This is a genomic window from Mesobacillus sp., from assembly GCF_047739415.1.
Taxonomy (GTDB): domain Bacteria; phylum Bacillota; class Bacilli; order Bacillales; family Cytobacillaceae; genus Mesobacillus.
The window spans coordinates 1-2,884 of sequence record NZ_JBIQOE010000211.1; the positions used below are offsets into that span (position 1 = coordinate 1).

Sequence of the window (2,884 nt, forward strand, 5' to 3'; positions counted from 1 at the left end):
GTCTCTACGGTTGTAACCTCATTTTTAACAAATGTTGCAGCAGGAGAACAGTACCTATCAATCCTTTTACCAGGACGAATGTATAAAAAAGCATACGATGATAAAGGTCTTCATTCGAAAAACCTATCACGTGCCGTCGAGGATGGAGGTACAGTGACTTCACCGCTTGTTCCATGGAATACTTGCGCGGTATTCATTATTTCAGCACTATCTGTCCATCCATTCGAATATGCACCTTATGCTGTACTGAATTTCACAGTACCGATATTATCGATTATCCTTGCACTGTTCGGTTTTAAACTGGAGTTTGTGAAGAAGGAGAGCTCGACAGCAGAATCTAAAAGGAAAGCTTCATAGATATGAGGGCAGTCCCAATAGGGTACTGCTCTTTTTGCTTCATTCATATTTTTGCTCTTGTAAACAAATAAATGCAAAGCCAGACCGTCCGGATCCTTTTTATGAAGCAGGAAGCAAGCCATTCCTTCATGAACTTCTAACAGGGAATATAAAAAAAACAGGCTCTATTTAAAGAACCTGTTTTTTAAGCGAATTTTGATTAAGCTTTTTGAACGTTTGCAGCTTGAGCTCCACGAGCACCTTGCTCAACGTCAAACGTTACTTTTTGACCTTCATCTAAAGACTTGAAGCCTTCACTTTGGATAGCAGAGAAGTGTACGAATACGTCGTCTCCATTTTCACGTTCGATGAAGCCGAAACCTTTTTCTGCATTAAACCATTTAACTGTACCTTGTTCCATTTTTGTTGCCTCCTAGTGCTAACGCACAACGTATTACTATCCTTGCCCAAAGTGATCATCAAGACGAAAAGTCAATACTTATACTATCCTTTACACCGAACAAAAATAATTCTTTCTTATCATAACATGAAACAAAAGAAATTGCAAATCATGGTGTCTTAAGCAAAAAAGTGCAGTTGTACTTGCGCTGCTAAAGGAGGGCTATAGTGTTGTTACTGAACAAACTATGACATTGGGGGTAACCTATAGAATTATTATAGATGGACGGAATATCCTTTTAAATGAAAAATAAATATCAAAATATAGAAACGGAAAAATTGATCCAAAGAAACTGGGGGATTGGATATGAGAGAAAGGAAAGAAAAAAGATTAAATGTTCCTGTTGGTTCTGGAAGTGCAATTACTTTTGGTTCTGCTTTAGCCATTACAATATCTTGGAGTATACATAAATCAGTACTCTGGGCAATAATTCACGGTTTTTTTAGTTGGTTATACGTAATATATTATGTTTTGACTAGGTAAGTCTTTTAGTTAAATTTAGTTTGGACTCAGGAGAATATAACAAGGCATTAAAAAAAGATAAAGCTTGGATTACTATATCCAAGCGTCTTGCAATTTTTGAGAAATCCTGTTGAAGGATCATTAAGTTGCTATTCAACATTTGTTTGATCCTTAATTACGCCCGGCACCTCTTTGGAAGGCTCTTAAGTGGTTTTTTGAAGCATTTCCTAACTGGGTAAAAACCATTTTTGCATCCTCCGGCAGGGAGGGAATCGTTTTTAATTTATCGTACATCGCAATATTATCGATTTCCGCCTGAACTCCTTCATTAAATGCATCCTTCAGTGTATCAGGCGCTGTTACATATTGCTTAGCATTGTCTTCGGGAATTTGTTTTTCGTACTTCTGAAATAAAGTAACGAGGGCACTAATATGTTGCTGCTCCGCCGCCTTAATATTGCTAAATGGCCTGATGCTGCCGAATTTTCCAATGACAACGTCGTAACGGGCCTGTGCAAGGTATTCGTCCTGAATGGCATACACTAAAGCTTCATCCAATGTAATCGAGGAATCCTTCAGTGCACCCTTAGCACCAAAGTCAGCAGGCACTTCAGTTTGCGCCTGGGCAGACCCGGAAAGACTCACGAATAAAAACAGGAAAGCTACGACTGGGATTAATTTTGAATTCATTTTTAAACACCCCTTATGATAAATTATCAATCTTATTATTTTCATAGAGGGAAATTTGATACCTAAAACACTATGGGTTTAATTTGTGGAAATGATTCGATATAATAGACGTAACTTTTTCAATAGGAGAGATATAATGTGTTCAAATATAGGATTTCCAGGATTAATCCTGATTCTAGTGATAGCGCTGATCATCTTTGGGCCAAACAAACTACCGGAAATCGGACGGGCAGTCGGCAAGTCGATGAAAGAGTTCAAGAATGCGACAAGTGGACTTTCTGATGATGTTAAGAAGGAAATCAGAGAAAACGACCAAGATAAAAAGAGCTGATCAAAGCTGCCATTGGCAGCTTTTTGTTCTTTTTTCAGAAAAAAACTGTCCAATCATTTATTATCGGACAGCTTTGAATATCTATTTCCTGAAATAAATGTGAATGGAGGACAACAGCAGGATGAGTCCATTCAAAATATACAGCCCGGTATAAATTACAGTCAGGATTCCTGCCCCCCATCCCGAGTCATCCCACGTAAAACCGAGGTAGAGAGTGCTGAAGAAAATTACTGGTGAAAACAGGAGAAAGACCAATCCGGCAATAATTCGTCTTTTAATATTCCTCGCTGAATGCTTCACTGCAAAATAATTCGCAACCCCAAAAAGGGCAATATTCATTAAGAGCGTCAAAATCATTCCGACTGATTCTGGCATTTTATTTTGCTCCTTTTCTTAAAAGCTTTATGACAAAGGCAAAGATGAATAGAACGATCGTACAAACTAGTAAACTGGTTGCCAGCATACCGACACCAATTCCAGCCCAAGGATCTACCGTGGCAGCAACAACAAAGCTTGCCGCTAATGTCAATAATCCAATTGCCAGGCTGATTAACGACGGCAAAAACACTTTTTCATGCTTGACGTAAACAGTTATAAGCATTAAC

General features: G+C 38.4%; 7 protein-coding genes. 3 read left to right on the top strand and 4 right to left on the bottom strand.

Features of this window, described 5'->3' with window-relative positions:
* Positions 1-357: Na+/H+ antiporter NhaC family protein (locus ACH0QE_RS16840; RefSeq protein ID WP_415801730.1), on the top strand; the 357-nt coding region annotated here is incomplete at its 5' end.
* A gap of 199 nt (positions 358-556) precedes the next feature.
* Here the strand turns inward: ACH0QE_RS16840 and cspC are convergent.
* Positions 557-757 carry a cold shock protein CspC gene (gene cspC, locus ACH0QE_RS16845; RefSeq protein WP_010331195.1) on the bottom strand — a complete coding sequence of 67 codons (201 nt, stop codon included), beginning with the start codon at positions 755-757 and terminating at the stop codon, positions 557-559.
* Positions 758-1,102: 345 nt separating this feature from the next.
* Here cspC and ACH0QE_RS16850 point away from each other — a divergent pair, with 345 nt between their 5' ends.
* On the top strand, positions 1,103-1,279 hold the full coding sequence (locus ACH0QE_RS16850) for a hypothetical protein (protein WP_415801731.1): 177 nt from the start codon (positions 1,103-1,105) through the stop codon (positions 1,277-1,279).
* Positions 1,280-1,429: 150 nt separating this feature from the next.
* Here the strand turns inward: ACH0QE_RS16850 and ACH0QE_RS16855 are convergent, their stop codons facing one another.
* Positions 1,430-1,948 (bottom strand): DUF2202 domain-containing protein, encoded by a 519-nt coding sequence (locus tag ACH0QE_RS16855; protein ID WP_415801732.1) that lies wholly within the window; start codon positions 1,946-1,948, stop codon positions 1,430-1,432.
* Between the two features lie 136 nt (positions 1,949-2,084).
* Between ACH0QE_RS16855 and tatA the strand changes: the two genes are divergently transcribed.
* Entirely contained in the window at positions 2,085-2,279 is a 195-nt protein-coding gene (gene tatA, locus ACH0QE_RS16860) for a twin-arginine translocase TatA/TatE family subunit (RefSeq protein WP_415801733.1), read from the top strand.
* Positions 2,280-2,360: 81 nt separating this feature from the next.
* Here the strand turns inward: tatA and ACH0QE_RS16865 are convergent, their stop codons facing one another.
* Both ACH0QE_RS16865 and ACH0QE_RS16870 read right to left on the bottom strand, forming a co-directional pair.
* Positions 2,361-2,654, bottom strand: a complete 294-nt coding sequence (locus ACH0QE_RS16865) for a hypothetical protein (RefSeq protein WP_415801734.1) — start codon at positions 2,652-2,654, stop codon at positions 2,361-2,363.
* A gap of 1 nt (position 2,655) precedes the next feature.
* Positions 2,656-2,884 (bottom strand): hypothetical protein (locus ACH0QE_RS16870; protein WP_415801735.1); only part of this gene is annotated, 229 nt, incomplete at its 5' end.